Here is an 18340-nt window from a genome sequence, read left to right as displayed (position 1 = left end):
CCCTTAATTTAATTCTAATCAAGGAGTTTGTTTATGTATGTTAATAGCTATATTGACCATACCTTACTAAAAGCTGATGCTAATAAAGAACAGATTCTTTCCTTAATTGATGAGGCTAAGAAGTATGAGTTTGCCAGCGTCTGTGTTAATCCAACTTGGGTCAAAACGGCAGCTGAATTGCTAAAAGATAGTTCTGTTAAAGTTTGTACGGTTATCGGTTTTCCTTTGGGAGCATCGACTTCTGCAGTTAAGGCTTTTGAAGCCAAGGATGCTATTGCCAATGGGGCGGATGAAATTGATATGGTAATCAATATCGGTGCTCTTAAATCTAGAAATCTTAAATTAGTTGAAGACGATATTAAAGCTGTTGTTGAAGCTAGTGGAAGAAAACTTGTGAAGGTTATTATTGAAACTTGTCTATTGACTGATGAAGAAAAGGTCGAAGCTTGCCAATTAGCAAAACTGGCAGGTGCAGATTTTGTGAAGACATCTACAGGGTTTTCTACTGGTGGTGCTACCATTGAAGATATTGAACTTATGCGAGAAGCTGTTGGTCCTATTATGGGAGTCAAGGCATCTGGTGGAGCACGTACACTTGAGGCGGCTAAAGCCTTTATCAAAGCTGGTGCAACCCGTATTGGTACTTCGTCAGGAGTGGCCATTATGAAAGGTCAAGAAAGCCATGACAGTTACTAACAAAGAGAAAGTGATAGAAGCAGCTCGATTGGCAGCAGAAAATGCCTATGTTCCCTACTCTAAGTTTAGAGTTGGTGCGGCTTTGATTACAAAAAATGGAGAAATCTTTCAAGGCTGCAATATAGAAAATGCCTCTTTTGGATTGACCAATTGTGCAGAAAGAACGGCCATTTTTAAGGCGGTATCCGAAGGGTACAGAGATTTTGAATGTCTTGCAGTCTACGGAGATACCAAAGATCCCATCTCACCATGTGGTGCTTGTCGCCAAGTAATGGTTGAATTTTTAAAATCTGATTCTAAAGTGATTCTTATCGCTGAAGATAACTCGACAGTCGAGATGACAGTCGGAGAGTTGTTACCATACTCTTTTACGGACTTACAATAGTCTAGTTGTTTTATTCTTTATTAAGCAAGTTTTCTTGCAAGTTATAGGAGGAGTGTTCAAGATGAAATTGAACAAGAAAATTATCGGACTTGGCCTTGTTGCTGTAGCAGCACTTGGTCTTGCAGCATGTGCACGTGGCGGACGCGGTGGATCATCAGCTGATTCAAAAGTTAAAGCTGCTATCGTTACAGATACTGGTGGTGTTGATGATAAATCATTTAACCAATCAGCATGGGAAGGTCTTCAAGCTTGGGGTAAAGCTAACAAACTTGAAAAAGATTCTGGCTACAATTACTTCCAATCTGGTTCAGAGTCTGACTTTGCAACAAACTTGTCTTCAGCACAAAGTCAAGGCTACAACCTCATCTTTGGTGTTGGTTTTGCTCTTCATGATGCAGTAGCAGATGCAGCTAAAGAACACGAAGATGTGAACTATGTAATTATTGACGATGTTATTAAAGACCAAAAGAACGTTGAAAGCGTTTTGTTTGCCGATAATGAAGGTGCTTACCTTGCAGGTATCGCAGCAGCTATGCAATCAAAAACAAATAAAGTTGGTTTCATCGGTGGTCAAACATCAGACACAATTACACGTTTTGAAGCTGGTTTCACAGCTGGTGCTAAGTCAGTAAAACCTGACATCGATGTACAAGTTCAATATGCTGAATCATTCTCTGATGCAGCTAAAGGGACAACAATCGCTTCAACAATGTATGCTTCAGGCGTTGACGTAATCTACCAAGCTGCTGGCGGTACTGGTACTGGTGTCTTCACAGCTGCTAAAGAAGTTAACGAAAAACTTGATGCTGAAAGCGATAAGAAAGTATGGGTAATCGGTGTTGACCGTGACCAAACAGCAGAAGGTAATTATACATCTTCAGACAAGAAAAAATCTAACTTTGTTTTGACTTCAACAATTAAACAAGTTGGTACAGTTGTTAAAGATATTGCTAACGGACAAGTCAAAGGCGATAAATTCGAAGGTGGTAAAACTAAGACTTACGGTATCAAAGACGGTGGTGTTGACATTGTAACGTCTAATCTTCCTTCAGATATCAAAGATGCAGTAGAAAAAGCTAAAGAACAAATCAAGAATGGTGAATTGAAACCAACTGATGGTCTTAGCAAATAATAGTTAAGTATAAGTCTTTATAGAACTTAGACTGAGACAAATTTTTGTCTCAGCAAAGGGAAGCAGTTAATGATCCCCTTTGCTGAAATAAAAATTATTCTTGGAAGGAGATTGTATGACGAAGCCAAATGTCATTGAGATGCACGATATTACCAAAAAATTTGGTGAATTCGTGGCAAATGACCATATCAATCTTGATGTGAGACAAGGAGAGATCCATGCCCTCCTCGGTGAAAATGGTGCAGGTAAGTCAACTTTAATGAATATGCTTTCAGGTCTTTTGCAACCTACGAGCGGTACCATTAAGGTTAAAGAACAAGAGGTGACGATTGATTCACCATCTAAAGCAACGAAACTGGGGATTGGGATGGTTCACCAACACTTTATGTTGGTTGAAGCTTTTACAGTTGCTGAAAATATCATCCTGGGTAGTGAGGTAACTAAAGCTGGTGGTGTCCTTGATATGAAGAAGGCTATCAAGGAAATTACTGAACTCTCTGAAAGATACGGTCTTGCGGTAGATCCAACTGCCAAAGTTGCAGATATCTCTGTTGGTGCTCAACAGCGTGTTGAAATCCTTAAGACTTTGTATCGTGGGGCTGATATTTTGATTTTCGATGAGCCGACTGCGGTATTGACTCCGTCTGAAATTACTGAACTTCTAAACATTATGAAGACCTTGGTTAAGGAAGGCAAGTCGATTATTCTGATTACCCATAAGTTGGATGAAATTCGAGCAGTTTCTGACCGTGTCACTGTCATTAGACGTGGTAAATCAATTGATACGGTAACGATTGAAGGGTCAACAAATGCTGACTTGGCTGAAATGATGGTTGGCCATCAGGTTTCCTTCAAAACAGATAAAATTCCTTCAAATCCAAAAGAAGTTGTTCTTTCTATTAAAGATTTGGTGGTTAACGAGAACCGTGGAGTTCCTGCTGTTAAAAACCTGTCATTGGATGTTCGTGCTGGTGAAATCATCGGTATTGCCGGTATCGATGGCAATGGTCAGACAGAACTTGTCCAAGCGATTACAGGACTTCGTAAAGTTAAGTCAGGTGATATTACCATCAAGGGTGAATCGATTATTCATAAGACAACGCGTCAGATTACTGAAATGAGTGTTGGTCATATTCCTGAAGATCGTCACCGTGATGGTATGGTCCTTGAAATGACAGTTGCTGAAAATATCGCTCTTCAAACCTACTACAAAGAACCAAATTCTAAGAATGGTATCTTGAACTATAGTGTCATCAATGCGAAAGCGCGTGAATTGATGAAAGAATTTGATGTTCGTGGTGCAGGAGAGTTAATTGCTGGTGGTGACTTGTCAGGTGGTAACCAACAAAAAGCTGTTATCGCTCGTGAGATTGACCGTGACCCAGAACTTCTTATTGTAAGTCAACCAACTCGTGGTCTTGACGTTGGTGCTATTGAGTACATCCGTAAACGTATTATCGCTGAACGTGATAAAGGTAAGGCTGTTATTGTTGTCAGCTTTGAATTGGATGAAATTCTTGATATGTCAGACAGAATTGCAGTTATCTATGATGGCGCAATTCAGGGAATTCTAGATCCTGCTGAAACGAATAAGCAAGATCTTGGTATTCTTATGGCTGGTGGACAATTGAATAAGGAGGAAGCAAATGTCTAAAAAATTACAAAATTGGGCAGTTCCTTTAATTGCTGTCCTCTTGGGAATGTTGATTGGAGCCGTTTTGATGTTAATCTTCGGTTACGATCCATTCTGGGCTTACTACGATCTCTTCACAACGGCCTTTGGTTCATTGAAAAATATTGGTGAAATTCTTCGTGCCATGAGTCCGCTGATTCTGATTGCACTTGGATTCGCTGTTGCATCTAAGGCAGGTTTCTTTAACGTTGGTTTGCCAGGACAGGCCTTGGCAGGATGGGTTTCTGCTGTATGGTTTGCCTTGTCATTCCCTGATTTGCCAAAGGTGGTTTCAGTTATCTGTACAGTCATTATTGGTTTGGTTGCAGGTGGTATCGCTGGGGCTATTCCAGGTATTCTCCGTGCTTACTTGGGAACAAGTGAGGTCATTGTAACCATCATGATGAACTACATCATTTTGTATGTGGCAAACAATATTATTCGCTTTGGGTTTACAGCTGATATGTTGCGTTCTTCAGAAGCATCTAACAAGGTTGTAGCCTCAGCTAGTTATCAAACAGAGTTCTTATCTCAAATAACTGGTGGTTCGCGTTTCAATATTGGTTTCTTCCTTGCTCTTGCTGCTGCCTTCTTAGTTTGGTTCTTGCTTAAGAAAACAACAACTGGTTTTGAAATTACATCTGTAGGTCTTAATCCTCATGCATCAGAGTATGCAGGGATGTCATCTAAACGTGTTATTATCATGTCAATGATTATCTCAGGTGCTCTATGTGGTCTTGGAGGAACAGTAGAAGGACTTGGTACATTCCAAAATGTCTTCGTTCAAAACGCTTCATTGGCTATCGGTTGGAACGGTATGGCGGTTGCGCTTTTAGCGTCTAACTCACCTATCGGTATTCCATTTGCCGCCCTCCTTTATGGTGTCTTGTCTATTGGTAAGAGTGGTATGATTGGCGTGCCACCTGAAATCATTGATGTTGTTTCAGCCTTGATTATCTTCTTTGTTGGTGCTAACTACATCATTAGATATTGGGTTCGCCCTCGTCATAAATCAGTGAAAGCTAAAGGAGGACAAAACTAATATGGACTTTATTACAATTATAGCCTTGATCGTTGCCTCTATGTTGAAATACTCAGCACCATTGATTTTTACAAGTATCGGTGGAACTTTCTCTGAACGAGGCGGTATCGTAAATGTCGGCCTTGAAGGAATTATGGTAATTGGTGCTTTCGCAGGTGTTCTCTTTAACTTGACTTTTGCAGAAAGTTTTGGAAATGCGACACCTTGGATTGCTGCGATTGTAGCAGGTCTGATTGGTGTTCTCTATTCATTGCTCCATGCGGTTGCGACAATTAACTTCCGTGCTGACCATGTTGTCTCTGGTACAGTTTTGAACCTTATCGCACCATCTTTGGCAGTATTCTTGACACGTGTTATCTATGGTGCTGGTCAAACACCTGCTATCAGTCATAACTTTAAGACTGTATCATTCCCAATCTTGGATCATATTCCATTCTTGGGTAAAGTTTTCTTCACTAATGTTTCTTTGGTAGCATATGTTGCCATCTTGGTTTCAGTAGCATCATGGTGGCTTATCTTCAAGACACGCTTTGGTTTGCGACTTCGTTCAGTTGGTGAACACCCACAGGCAGCCGATACACTTGGGATTAACGTCTACCGTATGCGTTACTATGGCGTTATGATTTCAGGTTTCCTTGGTGGTGTTGGTGGTGCAGTTTATGCACAATCAATCTCAAACAACTTTGCTGTTACAACAATTGCAGGTCCTGGTTTCATCGCCTTGGCTGCTATGATTTTTGGTCGTTGGAGTCCAATCGGGGCTATGCTTTCAAGTTTGTTCTTTGGATTGTCACAATCATTAGCAATCATTGGAAAACAGCTCCCACTCATTTCACATGTACCAAATGTGTATTTGCAAATTGCACCATATATCTTGACTATTATTGTCTTGGCTGCTTTCTTCGGTAAAGCCGTTGCACCTAAAGCAGATGGTGTTAACTACATCAAATCTAAATAAACACACTACAGTGTTTCAGATAAGAAGGTCTATCGGCCTTCTTTTTTATTCGAGAAAAAAAGCTTGTCAGTGCTTACTAAAGTAGGTGTCGACAAGCTTTTGTTTTTTTATGAAAAATGTGGGTTAAAGACCTTCTCATGACCAATAGTGGTGTCCCATCCATGACCTGGGAAGACTCTGTAGTGGTTAGGAAGTGTAAAGAGTTGTTCTTTAATACTAGTGAGTAATTGTTCGTGGTTCCCTGTTGGAAGGTCCCAGCGTCCAATTGTTTCTTTAAAGAGGGCATCACCAGAAAATACAGTTTCCTCTTTATCAAAGATAAAAGAAACACCTCCAATAGAGTGTCCTGGGGTTGGAACAACTTTAAACTGGAAATCCTCGATGTTATAGTCCTGAGTGAAATCGAAGTAGTATTCTGCCGGATTGACAATAACGTCTTCCATATCGTCATGACGTGGAAGTCCAGATAAATTATCAATAGGATTCAGCAACCAGTCTTTTTCAGCTTCGGCAACGTAAACAGGAGGATGATTGTATGCCTGACGGACTGCCTCAACACTCATAATATGGTCGTAGTGTGTATGTGTCAAAAGGATAGCAGCAACTGGTTTGTCGATTGCTTTTAATTCAGCTAAGATACTAGAAGTATCACTTCCTGGATCAATGACTAGGCAGGCTGTATCGTTTTCTAAAATATAGGTATTTTCCTGAGCAACAGGATTTAAAATTCGTCTTATTTTCATAGCTCTAGTGTAGCACGAATTTAAGGCTTTTTCCAATATCAGAATGATGGCTTTGTCTTTTTTTGGTGCTTTGGATATGCTATAATAAGGTCACTATGAGTGAAAAAAACACGAATAAATATGCCATTGTTGACTTGGAAGCAACCTCCGCTTCGTCAACGGCTAGTATTATACAGGTGGGAATTGTCATCATGCAAAATGGTCAGGTGATTGACGAATTTGCGAGTGATGTCAACCCACACCAAGAACTCGATGATCACATTATTCATTTAACAGGGATTACCGATCAGCAGTTGGCTCAAGCCCCAGATTTCTCAGAAATTGCTAGAACCATTTTTGAACTGATTGAGGACTGTATTTTTGTTGCCCATAATGTTAAATTTGATGCCAATTTGCTTGCAGAGGCTCTTTTCATGGAGGGCTTCGAACTAAGGACTCCTCGTGTTGATACTGTCGAATTGGCTCAGGTCTTTTATCCGACGTTAGAACAATATAAGCTATCTCATTTATCCAAGGTTCTTAATCTTGACCTAGCTCAGGCCCATACCGCTATTGAAGATGCGAGAGCGACCGGACAGCTTTTGTTTCATTTGATGGATAAGATTACCAGCTTACCTAGACAGACCATTGAGATGCTTTTGACCTTTTCAGATAATCTTCTTTTTGAGACTGAGTTGGTTATTCGTGATGCTATAAGAGGTCAAAATTTAGGCCTTTCAAAAGAATATGTCATGCTTGAAGAATCTGGAATTGTTCTTCGTAGACCTTTGACTTATAAGTCTGAACGAAAACTATCTCAAGATTTTGATACCAATATTGCTCTCTTAGATTTGGAATCACGGCCTAAACAAAAAGAGTTTGCAGAGGCAGTTAGAAGGGAGCTTGATAATACTGATATTTCAATGATTCAGGCGCAGACTGGAATTGGGAAAACCTATGGCTACTTGCTTCCCTTGTTGGCGCAATCTGATGTAGATAAAGTGGTGGTGGCTGTTCCTACCAAGCTCCTTCAAAATCAGATTATGAATCAGGAAGCTAAAGCATTATCGGATGTCTTTAATATTAACTTTCATAGTCTCAAAGGACCTCAGAATTATATCAAGTTAGATGCCTTCTACCAAACCTTACTTCGTCAGGATAGTAACCGTTTGATTAATCGTTACAAAATGCAACTTTTGGTGTGGTTGACTGAAACAGAGACAGGAGATCTTGACGAAATCAGACAGAAACAGCGCTATATGGCTTATTTCGATGAGATTAAGCACGATGGTAAGTTAAAAGCTGACAGTCTTTTTGCTGAATATGATTTTTGGCAACAGTCCTATCAAAAAGCCCAAGAAGCAAGGGTAGTTGTTACTAATCATGCTTACCTGTTGACGCGTATGGAAGATGATCATGATTTTGTCCGAGGAAAGACTCTTGTGATTGATGAGGGGCAAAAGATGGTTCTGGCTTTGGAACAATTTTCACGTCATCAAGTCAATCTTACTGTCCTGTTGCAACATATTCATCGAATTCTTGATAGTGGTAGTCAAAGCTTGCTTCAACAACGCTTGCTCGAAAATCTGCAGTTTGAAGTTAGCCATCTAATCCAAGAACATCAACAATTTCCTCAGAAGCAGTATAATCGCCAGCAATTAGATCGTTTGCTACAAACCATTTCTGAACTGGAAGGTGAAAGTGATTTGATGGAGATGTTGTCTCCACTGAAGACACCGCTTTACAGCCATTTCTGGCTTGAAACAGATTATTATCAGGAACATCGTGTGACTTATTTAAAGGCATCACGCCAAGAGCTCTTAGAGCTTTCTGCTTATCTACCAAGTGCCCAAAAAGTGATAATTGTTTCAGCAACTATTGATGTGGGACCTGATGTAGATGTGGCTGATTTGTTGGGCTTAGATCAGGTACGTAAGGTTAGCCTCCCAATGGACACTTTACCCAATCAAGCTATTTGGATTGATCAAAGCATGCCTATGATTGGTATTGCTTCTGAGGAAGAGTATGAAGTTGCTCTTGCAAAGCGTCTCCAGAAGCTATCTGAAATGGAATACCCAATTTTAGTACTATTTACATCTCGAAAGAGTATGATGGCTGTTTCAGATTTATTGGATCATAGGGAAGTTCGTCACCTAACTCAAGAGAAAAATGGGACTGCTTTTAATGTCAAAAAACGTTTTGATAGAGGTGAGACCAATCTCCTTCTGGGTATGGGGTCGTTCTGGGAAGGTGTGGACTTTGCCCAACAAGATAGGGTAATTGAGGTTATTTCACGTCTGCCGTTTGACAATCCTAAGGATCCATTCTATCAAAAGATTGAATCTTGGTTTTCTAAGCAAGGAAAGAGCACCTTTGATAGTTACAGTCTTCCCATGACGGTTTTACGTTTTAAACAAGCTATTGGACGTGCTCAAAGACGTCCAGAACAGCGCTCGGCTATTCTTCTTATGGATAATCGCCCGCTCGTTAAGAGTTATGGAAAACTATTTCTAAAAGAAGTGACACAAGAAGTTGCGCTTAAGCCCGCTAAGTTCGAGGAAGTCAAAGAGGATATTCAGGATTTCTTAAAAAAAGAAAGTTAACTTTTTCAAACCAACCTTTTCTATGATTACTCAGGTTTTATAAATTTTACTGACTTATAAAAAAGATAGACTTAATTGCTCAATACTAGCTATATTGCTATGTAAAGATTTATCATTTTCTGATATAATAAATTCAGAAACTTTTTTAGGAGGCATTATGAGTAAACAACGTTCACCCTGGACCAAAAAGCAACAGTTCATTTTTGGAATAATTGTAATCGTTGTGACCTTAATTGCCTCTTTGACTGCTATTCTTATTGTAGCGACTAAGCCTTATGTAGACGCTGAAAAGAAGGTTATTGCCATAGCAGAGAGCAAAGCAGATATTAAGACTGTTACTGAATTTGATATCTACCATGGTGAGGCTACCTATTACGGACTTCTTGGAAAGTCTGGTCAAGGTGAGAAACTGGCCGTTATCGTGAGTCATGATTCAGGTGAGGTTGATATCTACAAGCAATCTGATGGTATAAGTAAGTCAGTGGCCAAGAAAGCTGCTAAGGCCTATGGTGCTAAGGATATATCCTATGTCCACCTAGGAAAATATGGCAAAACTCCTATTTGGGAAGTGAAGTCAGGAACCCAGTATTATCTGGTTGATTTTATCTCAGGTCAGGTTATTAAAGTGGAAGGACTATAATGAAATGACAAAATTATCAAATCGTGTATTACAAATGGAAGAAAGTGTTACTTTAGCTGCCAGTGCGCGTGCTAAAGCTCTTAAAGCTCAAGGGCGTGATATCTTGAGTTTGACACTTGGTGAACCAGATTTTGTGACACCTAAGAACATTCAAGATGCTGCCATTGCCTCTATTGCAAATGGTAAAGCAAGTTTTTATACCGTGGCTTCTGGACTTCCAGAACTTAAGGATGCGATTAGCACTTACATGGAAAATTTCTATGGTTATGCTGTAAAACCAAATGAGGTTGTTGTCGGCACTGGTGCGAAGTTTATCTTATATGCTTTCTTTGCTACGGTCATCAATCCTGGTGATGAAGTCATTATTCCAACACCTTGCTGGGTTTCTTACGTAGACCAAGTTAAAATGGTTGAAGGTGTTCCGGTCACTTTCCAAACGACTGAAGCTAATCAATTTAAAGCAACGGTTGAACAACTTGAAGCGGCTCGTACTGAAAAAACTAAAGTTGTCTTGCTTAATTCTCCATCAAATCCAACAGGAATGATTTATAGTAAGGAAGAATTGCAAGCAATTGGTGACTGGGCGGTTGAGCACGATATCTTGATTTTAGCAGATGATATCTATGGCCGTTTGGTCTATAATGGCAACACCTTTACTCCAATTTCTAGTCTTTCAGATGCCATTCGTAAGCAAACAATTGTGATTAATGGTGTTTCAAAGACTTATGCTATGACAGGTTGGCGTGTTGGTTTTGCTGTCGGAGATCCAGAAATTATTTCAGGTATGGCTAAGATTATCAGTCAAACGACATCAAATCTTACAGCAGTTTCTCAATATGCTGCGATTGAAGCCTTAACAGGTGATCAGTCTTCGATCGAAGAAATGCGTCAAGCTTTTGAGGAACGTTTGAATACGATTTATCCACTCCTAGCTGAAGTGCCTGGCTTTGAAGTCATCAAACCTCAAGGTGCCTTTTACCTCTTCCCAAATGTTAAAAAAGCGATGGAAATTAAAGGCTACACAAATGTTAATGATTTTACAAACGCTATTCTTGAAGAGGCTGAAGTCGCTTTGGTAACAGGTGCAGGATTCGGCGCACCTGAAAATATTCGTCTTAGCTATGCAACAGACTTGGATACTTTGAAAGAAGCAGTCCGCCGAATCAAAGCCTTTATGGAAAAATAGAATTAATATAGATCAAAAGAAAAGAGAAGTAATTACATGTCTAAACAATTAGTTTCAATTATTGATGTGCCTAAATACGTGGGCGAAGAAATCACTATCGGTGCATGGGTAGCTAACAAATCAGGTAAAGGAAAATTAGCCTTTCTTCAATTGCGTGATGGAACTGCCTTCTTCCAAGCGGTAGCTTTCAAACCTAACTTCATCGAAAAATACGGTGAAGAAGAAGGTACTGAAAAATTTGATACTGTTAAACGCCTTAGCCAAGAAACATCAGTTTATGTGACTGGTGTGGTTAAAGAAGACGAACGTTCAAAATTTGGTTACGAGTTGGATGTGACAGCAGTAGAAGTCATCGGTGAATCACATGATTACCCAATCACACCAAAAGAACACGGAACTGACTTCTTGATGGATAATCGTCACCTTTGGTTGCGTTCACGTAAACAAATGGCTGTCCAACAAATTCGTAATGCGATTATTTACGCAACTTACGAATTCTTTGATAAAAATGGTTTCATCAAATTTGATAGTCCAATTTTGTCAGGAAATGCAGCTGAAGATTCAACGGAATTGTTTGAAACGGATTACTTTGGTACACCTGCTTACCTAAGCCAATCTGGTCAGCTTTACCTTGAAGCTGGTGCCATGGCTCTTGGTCGTGTATTTGACTTTGGTCCTGTTTTCCGTGCCGAAAAATCAAAAACACGTCGTCACTTGACTGAGTTCTGGATGATGGATGCTGAGTATTCATTCTTGTCACATGATGAGTCACTTGATTTGCAAGAAGCTTATGTTAAGGCTCTTATTCAAGGTGTTATTGATCGAGCGCCACAAGCTCTTGAAATCCTTGAACGTGATGTAGATCTTCTTAAGAAATACATTGCTGAGCCATTCAAGCGCGTGTCATATGATGAAGCTATCGACCTTCTTCAAGCACATGAAAATGATGAAGATACAGACTACGAGCACCTCGAACATGGAGATGACTTTGGTTCTCCACACGAAACTTGGATTTCTAACTATTTTGGTGTTCCAACATTCGTTGTTAATTATCCAGCAAGCTTTAAGGCCTTCTACATGAAGCCAGTTTCTGGTAATCCTGAGCGCGTTCTTTGTGCAGACCTTTTGGCTCCAGAAGGTTATGGTGAAATCATCGGTGGTTCAATGCGTGAAGATGACTACGATGCTCTTGTAGCTAAAATGGATGAACTCGGAATGGACCGTTCAGAATACGAATTCTACCTTGACCTTCGTAAATATGGTTCAGTACCACACGGTGGTTTTGGTATCGGTATTGAACGTATGGTTACTTTCGTAGCTGGAACAAAACACATCCGTGAAGCTATTCCATTCCCACGTATGTTGCACCGTATCAAACCATAAGTAAAATTCTTTAGGAGTGCAAAAGTATGAAAAGATGGTTACTTGGTCTTTTGACCTTACTTTGTATGGTTTCGATGGTAGCTTGTAGCAAGACTACTCCCTCACTAGAGGGTGAATGGCAGGCACAAGATGCCTTAAAGAAGGATTATACGATTGTCTTCAAGAAAGATAAGGTCAAGATTGGTGAGCAGGATTATAACTATACAGTGGATGGTCCCAAGTCTAAGGATGACTTTACCTATTATTCGCTAAAAGTAAAAGATCAGGGAAAAGAAACGTCTTATACGGTATTTTTCCCAACTCAATCCAAAGAGGTTGCTCTTTTTCTACAACCAAATGATGAGAAAGAACCCATTAAGGGTCAAATGCTCTTTGCACTTAATAAAAAAGAAAAACCAGACTACTATAGCTATGTCAAAAAGTATCTGAAATAGTAGGAGAAGGATTAGCCTAGCGCTGATTCTTTTCTTTTTGGAATTATATGTTTCAATTTTCAGAATATTTTGTTATAATAGCAACATATTAGTCAAAGGAGAACTATCATGGCAAAAACTATTCATACTGATAAAGCACCAGCAGCAATCGGACCTTATGTTCAAGGTAAAATCGTAGGCAATCTTTTGTTTGCTTCTGGTCAAGTGCCATTGTCACCAGAAACAGGTGAAATCATTGGTGAAACAATTCAAGAACAAACAGAACAAGTGCTTAAAAATGTTGGTGCTATTTTGGCAGAAGCAGGTACAGACTTTGATCACGTTGTTAAAACAACTTGCTTCCTAAGTGACATTAACGATTTCGTTCCATTTAACGAAGTGTATGCAACTGCCTTTACATCTGATTTCCCTGCACGTTCTGCGGTAGAAGTGGCACGTTTGCCAAAAGATGTTAAAATTGAAATCGAAGTTATCGCTGAGATTGATTAATGAAGAGAGCCTTGGCTCTTTTCTTTTTTTCTCAACTATGATAGACTATTAAAGATAAATCATTTTCGATGTTTGGGAGACACCATCGCTAAAAAAAACCATTACTGGCGTTTTTTTGGCTCCCCCAAGGGGCCTTTTTATGTGTCTCAGACATCACGAATAAAGAGGAATATTATGAAACGTCAATCAGCTTTGGTCGTCTTTAGTGGCGGTCAAGATTCTACTACTTGCCTATTTTGGGCTCTAAAACATTATGAAACAGTTGAATTAGTTACTTTTGCTTATGGACAACGTCATAGCTTGGAAATTGAAGTAGCTAAAGAGATTGCGCAAGAACAAGGGCTTAAACACCATGTTTTGGACATGTCTTTGCTTGGTCAAATTACTGAAAATGCTTTAACATCTGATATTGAGATTGAGGCAGAAGAAGGTGAAGTTCCTAATACCTTTGTGGACGGGCGTAACCATCTCTTCCTTTCTTTTGCAGCTGTTCTAGCTAAGCAACGTGGTATTACTGATATTGTTACGGGTGTTTGTGAGACAGACTTTTCTGGTTATCCAGACTGTCGTGATGTATTTGTCAAATCGCTTAATGTCACACTTAATCTAGCCATGGCCTATGATTTTGTTATCCAAACCCCACTCATGTGGTTGGATAAGGCTGAGACTTGGGCTTTGGCTGACCAACTAGGAGCTTTTGACTATGTTCGTGAAAAAACACTAACTTGCTATAACGGTATTATTGGAACTGGTTGCGGGGAATGCCCTGCCTGCCACTTACGTCAAAAAGGTCTTGAAAAATATCTAGCAGAAAGAGGAGAAGCTTAATGTTCTTTGCACCGAAAGAAATCAAAAAAGAAACAGGTGAGTCCTTGGTTTACAATCCTCACCGTACAATGGTTTCTAAAGAGTTTACTTTTGATGCTGCCCACCATCTCTTTAATTATGAAGGTAAATGTAAATCACTTCATGGTCATACCTACCATCTTCAGATTGCAGTAAGTGGCTACTTGGATGAGCGTGGCATGACCTATGATTTTGGTGACCTTAAGCGCATTTATAAGGACCATTTGGAACCTCACTTAGATCACCGTTATCTCAATGAGACATTGCCTTATATGAATACAACTGCGGAAAATATGGTTTTCTGGATTTTCCAGACGACGAGTCAACATTTGCCAGAGGAGAGAGGACTTCGTTTGGAATATGTGCGTCTTTATGAAACACCAACAGCCTTCGCAGAGTTTAGACGGGAGTGGTTGGATGACTAGAGAACGTGTACTCAAACTGCCAGTACTTGAAATTTTTGGACCGACCTTTCAAGGGGAAGGCCGAGCTATCGGGCAAAAGACCATGTTTGTAAGGACAGCAGGATGTGATTACCATTGTGATTGGTGTGATTCTGCCTTTACTTGGGATGGGTCAGAGAAGCCAACACGTATGACAGCTGATGAAGTTATTGAAGCTTTGGATGCGCTAGGAACTTACGACTATGTCACTCTTTCTGGAGGGAACCCAGCTCTTTTAGCGGCAAATATGGCTGAACTCGTTTCAAAACTCAAGGCTAGAGGAGTAACTTTGGCCGTTGAGACACAGGGTTCTCGCTGGCAGGAGTGGTTAAAGGATATTGATCAAGTAACCTTAAGTCCTAAACCACCATCATCCAAGATGGAAGTCAATATGGAAACCCTTGACTTTATTGTTTCACAACTTGATCCTGATAAAGTTACCTTTAAGGTTCCTGTTTTCGACGATGATGATTTAGCCTTTGCTAAAATGATTCAAGAACGTTATCAGCCAGATGTCATGTTTCTTTCGGCTGGTAATCCTGAACCGAAAGCAGAAGGTAATATTGTCCAACATCAATTAGATCGCCTCAAAGAGCTTTGGGAGACAGTAGCCGCTGACGACTCGTGGGGCAATGTGCGTGTTCTCCCTCAGCTTCATACTCTACTCTATGATAATGAGCGCGGTGTCTAATCTTCACATTCTATAAGCTTAGAATTGATAGTATTTTTACTTTTTTAATGATTAACATTAGAAATTTAGATTAAAAATTGACCACATAAAGGTCTATAAAAATTAACAGCAAAGGAAGAAAAATGTCACAACAAGAAGAAATGAAAAACCTCACTCTCCTTGGTAATAAGGAGACACCTTATATTTTTGAATACTCTCCACAAGTCTTGGAGTCTTTTGATAATCGTCATACTGATAATGATTACTTTATCAAATTCAACTGTCCAGAATTTACGTCACTTTGTCCTATTACTGGGCAACCTGATTTTGCCAGTATTTATATTTCTTATATTCCAGACCAGCTTTGCGTTGAGTCTAAATCTCTAAAGCTTTACCTATTTAGTTACCGTAATCACGGAGACTTCCATGAAAACTGTATTAATACCATTGGTAAAGATTTGGTGGAGCTTTTGAACCCTCGTTACTTGGAAGTTTGGGGTAAATTTACACCTCGCGGTGGTATCTCGATTGACCCTTATTATAATTACGGTCGTCCAGAAACTAAGTATGAAAAGATGGCAGAGCAACGTCTCTTTAATCACGATCTTTACCCAGAAAATATTGATAATCGTTAATATCATGCTAAAAGTCCTTATGCAAATAATGGGCTTTTTTTCTTGGTTAAACACCTGTCTTTAGGGCGTAAAAGAAACCTGATGAATTATTTTCTACAATGAAAAGTAAGGGTATTGTTAGTTTTTCATTGGTCTGTTCTTAGAAACTTCTATTATTAAAATAATTTGACAATAGAAGTTTTATTTCTTACAATTAAGGTGTAAATAGAAATGTAAGCGATTGCTTATAAAAGGTATATTTGTTTTTAAAAAAGGGGACGAAAACAATGAGAAAAAGTTTACGTTTAATTTCGTGTGCTGTTCTGGGGGCAGCCATACTAGCACCAACGGTTGTTGGTAATAATCGTGCACAGGCCGATAGTTATTATGGCCGAGGTTACTATAATAACTATTCTTATAATCCATGGTATAACAACTATTATCCAAACTATGGTTATAACTACGGATACAATGGCTATTATCCAGGCTATAATTACAATTATGGCTATAACTACGGTTACAATAATTACTATCCAAACTATAACTATGGCTATAATTATAACTATGATTATGGCTATAACAACTATAATCCTGGTTACAACAACTACAACGAATCAGGTACTTACCGCTATAGCAATGGCTATTTGTACTACATCTTGAGTGATGGTAGCTACTATGTTAACTATAACGGTCGTTGGGTTCGTGGTGGTGACTATAATAACAACAATAGTGGTTCTAACAATACACCAACGACAGGTTATGAGGTTTTGAGAAATGACCCTCACTACCGTTATGAAAATGGTACTCACTATTATTTGAAAGATAATGGCGATTATTACTATTATTCAAATGGTAAGTGGGTACTTGTTAAGGCTTCAAGCACAGATTCTGAAGCTCCAACAACTTCAACTGTAGATTCAACGTCATTAGCAAGCCCAGAAGCACCATCAACCGTAGGTTCAACTTCATCTGCAAGTTCAGAAGCGGCCTCAACCGTTGCCTCAACTTCATCTGCAAGTTCAGAAGGGGCCTCAACAATAGATTCAACCTCAGTGGGTAGCTCAGAAGGGGCTTCAACAGTAGATTCAACTTCAGCGGGTAGCTCAGAAGGAGCCTCAACAGTAGATTCAACCTCAGTGGGTAGCTCAGAAGGAGCCTCAACAGTAGATTCAACTTCAGTGGGTAGCTCAGAAGGAGCTTCAACAGTAGATTCAACCTCAGTGGGTAGCTCAGAAGGGGCTTCAACAGTAGATTCAACTTCAGAAGCAGTATCGACTGGTAACTCAAGCTCTGCTGTAACGTCTGAATCTTCTTCAGCAGCAACTTCAGAGACAGGTTCAACATCAGAAACAAGTTCTGAAGCTCCTGAACTTGAAAAACCACCATATGCGCCTGAAACAAACATTGACTATGATAAGTTGCCAAAACCAACATTGCCACCAACAGATTATCGCATGTACTCAGATCCACGATTTGTAGATGACAACGGTACCTATTACTACCGTGTGGCTATGACTGATGAAGAAAATGCTCGCGGTATCGATGGTTACTACAAATGGGTTGATGGTAAGTGGAAACTCTACAATGGTACTGCCAATGATGACCCTGAGCTTGACCCAGACTTCCATAAACCAGCAGGAAACGATGAATACATGTACGATGACAACGCATCAAGTGTTAAATTGTATTCTGAAAATGTTGTTGGTACTGGTAAAGCAGGTGAAGCTTTGCCATTCCAAAATGTGGATGAATTCAAAGATTATGTTATTAAGAATTTTGCTCCAAAATTCTTAGATAATGCTGGCTGGGATTGTAATGTAACTTGGGAAATTGAAGATGTTGACAACTTCAACGCTTCTAAAGGCAGTGCTTGGGCACGTGACTATGTTATTACAGCTAATCTCAAGAGCGGTGTTGACGACAAAAAATATAGTGATGTTGAATTTGGTTATGTTAAATTTGTTTATCATGTAGAACCAACTGAAAACTCTGATTACGTTGAAGTGGACTCAGCTAAGGCTGCCTTTAATGAAATCAATGCGCAACGTACATCAGCTGGTTTACCAGCACTTACATGGTCTGATGATCTATACAATAGCACAACCCTTCCACATGCCAAAGATATTTCACACACTTACAGCAGTGATGGTATTGTTTATCGTCGTGAATCTGATGGTTCAGTTGTAGCCAATAAATGGTTGAGTAGTGGTATTCGTGAACTTCTCATGAGTCCAGATGCTACTCAAGCAGCAGTAGCTTGTGTTGTCGCTGGTGACGGTACTTACTACTGGACTTTAAATTACCAATAAGAAGAGTTTAAATTAATTGTCCCAACAATGGAGGAGTCTGAGGTTAGTCTTGGACTCTTTTCCTTTATCTATTGAACGTTTAAGCTTTCAATATGGTATAATAGAGCCTAGAAAGA

The 18340-nt window shown here is 39.6% G+C and carries 18 protein-coding genes; 17 read left to right on the top strand and 1 reads right to left on the bottom strand.

From position 1 onward, the window contains the following. The first annotated feature begins 33 nt into the window (after nucleotides 1–33). The 6 genes from deoC (at nucleotide 34) to H7T98_RS04115 (ending at nucleotide 5885) form a co-directional block, all read left to right on the top strand. The gene (gene deoC / locus H7T98_RS04140) at nucleotides 34–696 is read left to right on the top strand and encodes a deoxyribose-phosphate aldolase (protein WP_021144037.1); all 663 of its coding nucleotides are present in this window, start codon (nucleotides 34–36) and stop codon (nucleotides 694–696) included. After that, nucleotides 683–1081 (top strand): cytidine deaminase, encoded by a 399-nt coding sequence (locus H7T98_RS04135; protein ID WP_179969445.1) that lies wholly within the window; start codon nucleotides 683–685, stop codon nucleotides 1079–1081. The genes deoC and H7T98_RS04135 overlap by 14 nt, the downstream gene beginning before the upstream one ends. Nucleotides 1082–1148: 67 nt before the next feature. Beyond that, nucleotides 1149–2213 carry a BMP family lipoprotein gene (locus H7T98_RS04130; RefSeq protein WP_277619197.1) on the top strand — a complete coding sequence of 355 codons (1065 nt, stop codon included), beginning with the start codon at nucleotides 1149–1151 and terminating at the stop codon, nucleotides 2211–2213. 115 nt (nucleotides 2214–2328) lie between these two features. Beyond that, nucleotides 2329–3867, top strand: a complete 1539-nt coding sequence (locus H7T98_RS04125; RefSeq protein ID WP_201061343.1) for an ABC transporter ATP-binding protein — start codon at nucleotides 2329–2331, stop codon at nucleotides 3865–3867. Beyond that, a complete protein-coding gene (locus H7T98_RS04120; protein ID WP_045768637.1) occupies nucleotides 3860–4927 on the top strand; it encodes an ABC transporter permease in 1068 nt (355 codons plus the stop codon). Before H7T98_RS04125 ends, H7T98_RS04120 begins: the two co-directional genes overlap by 8 nt. A 1-nt stretch (nucleotide 4928) precedes the next feature. After that, nucleotides 4929–5885, top strand: a complete 957-nt coding sequence (locus H7T98_RS04115; RefSeq protein ID WP_004182401.1) for an ABC transporter permease — start codon at nucleotides 4929–4931, stop codon at nucleotides 5883–5885. A gap of 107 nt (nucleotides 5886–5992) precedes the next feature. Here the strand turns inward: H7T98_RS04115 and H7T98_RS04110 are convergent, their stop codons facing one another. Then, complete coding sequence (locus tag H7T98_RS04110; protein WP_045768638.1) at nucleotides 5993–6628, bottom strand: MBL fold metallo-hydrolase; 636 nt, start codon at nucleotides 6626–6628, stop codon at nucleotides 5993–5995. A gap of 95 nt (nucleotides 6629–6723) precedes the next feature. On the opposite strand from H7T98_RS04110, the gene H7T98_RS04105 reads away from it, so the two are divergent. The 11 genes from H7T98_RS04105 (at nucleotide 6724) to H7T98_RS04055 (ending at nucleotide 18224) form a co-directional block, all read left to right on the top strand. Then, complete coding sequence (locus H7T98_RS04105) at nucleotides 6724–9210, top strand: bifunctional DnaQ family exonuclease/ATP-dependent helicase (protein ID WP_045768639.1); 2487 nt, start codon at nucleotides 6724–6726, stop codon at nucleotides 9208–9210. 157 nt (nucleotides 9211–9367) lie between these two features. Further along, nucleotides 9368–9850, top strand: a complete 483-nt coding sequence (locus tag H7T98_RS04100; RefSeq protein ID WP_201061341.1) for a DUF5590 domain-containing protein — start codon at nucleotides 9368–9370, stop codon at nucleotides 9848–9850. A gap of 4 nt (nucleotides 9851–9854) precedes the next feature. Beyond that, on the top strand, nucleotides 9855–11036 hold the full coding sequence (locus H7T98_RS04095; protein ID WP_045768641.1) for a pyridoxal phosphate-dependent aminotransferase: 1182 nt from the start codon (nucleotides 9855–9857) through the stop codon (nucleotides 11034–11036). A 36-nt stretch (nucleotides 11037–11072) separates the two neighbouring features. Further along, on the top strand, nucleotides 11073–12419 hold the full coding sequence (gene asnS, locus H7T98_RS04090; RefSeq protein WP_201061340.1) for an asparagine--tRNA ligase: 1347 nt from the start codon (nucleotides 11073–11075) through the stop codon (nucleotides 12417–12419). Between the two features lie 26 nt (nucleotides 12420–12445). Then, the gene (locus H7T98_RS04085) at nucleotides 12446–12853 is read left to right on the top strand and encodes a hypothetical protein (protein ID WP_049546067.1); all 408 of its coding nucleotides are present in this window, start codon (nucleotides 12446–12448) and stop codon (nucleotides 12851–12853) included. A 108-nt stretch (nucleotides 12854–12961) separates the two neighbouring features. Further along, nucleotides 12962–13342 carry a RidA family protein gene (locus H7T98_RS04080; protein ID WP_002891112.1) on the top strand — a complete coding sequence of 127 codons (381 nt, stop codon included), beginning with the start codon at nucleotides 12962–12964 and terminating at the stop codon, nucleotides 13340–13342. Between the two features lie 174 nt (nucleotides 13343–13516). Next, nucleotides 13517–14170 carry a 7-cyano-7-deazaguanine synthase QueC gene (queC, locus tag H7T98_RS04075; protein WP_004182407.1) on the top strand — a complete coding sequence of 218 codons (654 nt, stop codon included), beginning with the start codon at nucleotides 13517–13519 and terminating at the stop codon, nucleotides 14168–14170. After that, nucleotides 14170–14613 (top strand): 6-carboxytetrahydropterin synthase QueD, encoded by a 444-nt coding sequence (queD, locus tag H7T98_RS04070; RefSeq protein WP_045768642.1) that lies wholly within the window; start codon nucleotides 14170–14172, stop codon nucleotides 14611–14613. The genes queC and queD overlap by 1 nt, the downstream gene beginning before the upstream one ends. Further along, nucleotides 14606–15322, top strand: coding sequence for a 7-carboxy-7-deazaguanine synthase QueE (gene queE, locus H7T98_RS04065; RefSeq protein ID WP_004182409.1), 717 nt, complete (start codon nucleotides 14606–14608; stop codon nucleotides 15320–15322). The genes queD and queE overlap by 8 nt, the downstream gene beginning before the upstream one ends. Nucleotides 15323–15444: 122 nt before the next feature. Then, entirely contained in the window at nucleotides 15445–15936 is a 492-nt protein-coding gene (gene queF / locus H7T98_RS04060; RefSeq protein WP_003097375.1) for a preQ(1) synthase, read from the top strand. A 266-nt stretch (nucleotides 15937–16202) separates the two neighbouring features. Continuing rightward, nucleotides 16203–18224 (top strand): CAP domain-containing protein, encoded by a 2022-nt coding sequence (locus H7T98_RS04055; RefSeq protein WP_195520231.1) that lies wholly within the window; start codon nucleotides 16203–16205, stop codon nucleotides 18222–18224. Nucleotides 18225–18340: the final 116 nt, after the last annotated feature.

Source organism: Streptococcus sp. 23.2, assembly GCF_016648665.1.
Lineage (GTDB): Bacteria > Bacillota > Bacilli > Lactobacillales > Streptococcaceae > Streptococcus > Streptococcus salivarius_E.
This window is presented reverse-complemented; position numbering and strand designations above follow the sequence as displayed.

What these genes read in the sequence shown, in the direction of transcription:
- deoC (WP_021144037.1), top strand. Translation starts at nt 34, where the DNA reads ATGTATGTTAATAGCTATATTGACCATACCTTACTAAAAGCTGATGCT.
- H7T98_RS04135 (WP_179969445.1), top strand. Translation starts at nt 683, where the DNA reads ATGACAGTTACTAACAAAGAGAAAGTGATAGAAGCAGCTCGATTGGCA.
- H7T98_RS04125 (WP_201061343.1), top strand. Translation starts at nt 2,329, where the DNA reads ATGACGAAGCCAAATGTCATTGAGATGCACGATATTACCAAAAAATTT.
- H7T98_RS04120 (WP_045768637.1), top strand. Translation starts at nt 3,860, where the DNA reads ATGTCTAAAAAATTACAAAATTGGGCAGTTCCTTTAATTGCTGTCCTC.
- H7T98_RS04115 (WP_004182401.1), top strand. Translation starts at nt 4,929, where the DNA reads ATGGACTTTATTACAATTATAGCCTTGATCGTTGCCTCTATGTTGAAA.
- H7T98_RS04110 (WP_045768638.1), bottom strand. Translation starts at nt 6,628, where the DNA reads ATGAAAATAAGACGAATTTTAAATCCTGTTGCTCAGGAAAATACCTAT.
- H7T98_RS04105 (WP_045768639.1), top strand. Translation starts at nt 6,724, where the DNA reads ATGAGTGAAAAAAACACGAATAAATATGCCATTGTTGACTTGGAAGCA.
- H7T98_RS04100 (WP_201061341.1), top strand. Translation starts at nt 9,368, where the DNA reads ATGAGTAAACAACGTTCACCCTGGACCAAAAAGCAACAGTTCATTTTT.
- H7T98_RS04095 (WP_045768641.1), top strand. Translation starts at nt 9,855, where the DNA reads ATGACAAAATTATCAAATCGTGTATTACAAATGGAAGAAAGTGTTACT.
- asnS (WP_201061340.1), top strand. Translation starts at nt 11,073, where the DNA reads ATGTCTAAACAATTAGTTTCAATTATTGATGTGCCTAAATACGTGGGC.
- H7T98_RS04085 (WP_049546067.1), top strand. Translation starts at nt 12,446, where the DNA reads ATGAAAAGATGGTTACTTGGTCTTTTGACCTTACTTTGTATGGTTTCG.
- H7T98_RS04080 (WP_002891112.1), top strand. Translation starts at nt 12,962, where the DNA reads ATGGCAAAAACTATTCATACTGATAAAGCACCAGCAGCAATCGGACCT.
- queC (WP_004182407.1), top strand. Translation starts at nt 13,517, where the DNA reads ATGAAACGTCAATCAGCTTTGGTCGTCTTTAGTGGCGGTCAAGATTCT.
- queD (WP_045768642.1), top strand. Translation starts at nt 14,170, where the DNA reads ATGTTCTTTGCACCGAAAGAAATCAAAAAAGAAACAGGTGAGTCCTTG.
- queE (WP_004182409.1), top strand. Translation starts at nt 14,606, where the DNA reads ATGACTAGAGAACGTGTACTCAAACTGCCAGTACTTGAAATTTTTGGA.
- queF (WP_003097375.1), top strand. Translation starts at nt 15,445, where the DNA reads ATGTCACAACAAGAAGAAATGAAAAACCTCACTCTCCTTGGTAATAAG.
- H7T98_RS04055 (WP_195520231.1), top strand. Translation starts at nt 16,203, where the DNA reads ATGAGAAAAAGTTTACGTTTAATTTCGTGTGCTGTTCTGGGGGCAGCC.